This is a genomic window from Streptomyces sp. NPDC057654 (assembly GCF_042800135.1).
Taxonomy (GTDB): domain Bacteria; phylum Actinomycetota; class Actinomycetes; order Streptomycetales; family Streptomycetaceae; genus Streptomyces.
Window position 1 is genome coordinate 1 of the sequence record NZ_JBHVHQ010001420.1, and the last position, 1252, is coordinate 1252.

The 1252-nt window shown below is 68.5% G+C and carries 2 protein-coding genes; one reads left to right on the top strand and one right to left on the bottom strand.

Going from position 1 to position 1252, the window contains the following annotated elements; genetic code table 11:
- Positions 1-2: 2 nt before the first annotated feature.
- Entirely contained in the window at positions 3-695 is a 693-nt protein-coding gene (infC, locus tag ACFU99_RS44050; RefSeq protein WP_384404468.1) for a translation initiation factor IF-3, read from the bottom strand.
- A 305-nt stretch (positions 696-1000) separates the two neighbouring features.
- On the opposite strand from infC, the gene ACFU99_RS44055 reads away from it, so the two are divergent.
- Positions 1001-1252, top strand: a 252-nt coding sequence (locus tag ACFU99_RS44055; RefSeq protein WP_384404470.1) for a DUF1844 domain-containing protein, incomplete at its 3' end; no start/stop codon positions are given.

The following is a 1252-nucleotide window of genomic DNA, read 5'->3' on the forward strand; positions in this document are numbered from 1 at the left end:
GCCTAGGCCGGTTCCGCGACGGCGTCGTCGCGGCCGGGCTGCGCGGTGCCGCGACGCTCCGCCTTGCGGGCGTCGGCCAGCTCGCGGGCCTCGGCCATCGCCTCAGTCTTCTTCTTGTGCGGGCCGAGAACCATGATCATGTTTCGGCCGTCCTGCTTCGGATTCGACTCCACGAAGCCGAGGTCCTGGACGTCCTCCGCGAGCCGCTGGAGCAGCCGGAAGCCGAGCTCCGGCCGGGACTGCTCGCGACCGCGGAACATGATCGTGATCTTGACCTTGTCGCCCTGCTTGAGGAACCGGACGACGTGACCCTTCTTGGTGTCATAGTCGTGCGGGTCGATCTTCGGCCGGAGCTTCATCTCCTTGATGACCGTGTGCGCCTGGTTCTTGCGCGCCTCACGGGCCTTCATGGCCGACTCGTACTTGAACTTCCCGTAGTCCATGAGCTTGCAGACCGGCGGGCGAGCGGTCGCCGCCACCTCGACGAGGTCGAGGTCGTACTCCTGCGCAAGCTCCAGGGCCTTGGCAAGCGGCACAATGCCTACCTGCTCGCCGCTGGGACCGACGAGTCGCACTTCGGGGACTCGAATCCGGTCGTTGATGCGGGGCTCGGCGCTGATGGGGCCTCCTCGGTTGCACCACGCGACCGCCTGGCGGACAGCCGCGTAACGTCTGTTTCGGTATGACCAGCCCATCGTTACTCGTGACGCGCAAAACGCCCCGGACGGGACACAGGCGGGCTCCTCACAAACCGGAACACCGCCGCGTTTCACCGCGGGGCGCATCGGGCGGTTCCACATCGTCCGTACGGAACGATGGGCACTGCCGGACCGGTGACCTGCCGTCCCGGAGGTCGGTCAGGTGGGAGATCGGAGCCTCCACTTGTGGGCCGGTCACATGAGTGTCCGGCCGGTCTCCACCCACGATACCGCATCGGGGCGCAAGAGGCCGCGCCGTAGGCTGGGGCCACCGTCCAGCAGGAAGAAGCGGAAGAACCACCATGAGCGACGCCACCCCCGCCCCCACGCCCGCCGAGCCCGGCCCCCCGAGCGAGGCGCCGGACTTCGGGGCCATGACCCGCGACATCGCGGACGTGCCCGCGGTCGAGGTGATCACCACGGTCGCCGTGCACCTGATGAGCTCCGCCGCCGTGAACCTGGGCCTGGCCGAGGAGGGCGACAAGCACAAGGACCTGGACGAGGCCCGCAAGCTGATCCAGGCGCTCGCCGGGCTGATCACGGCGAGCGCCACC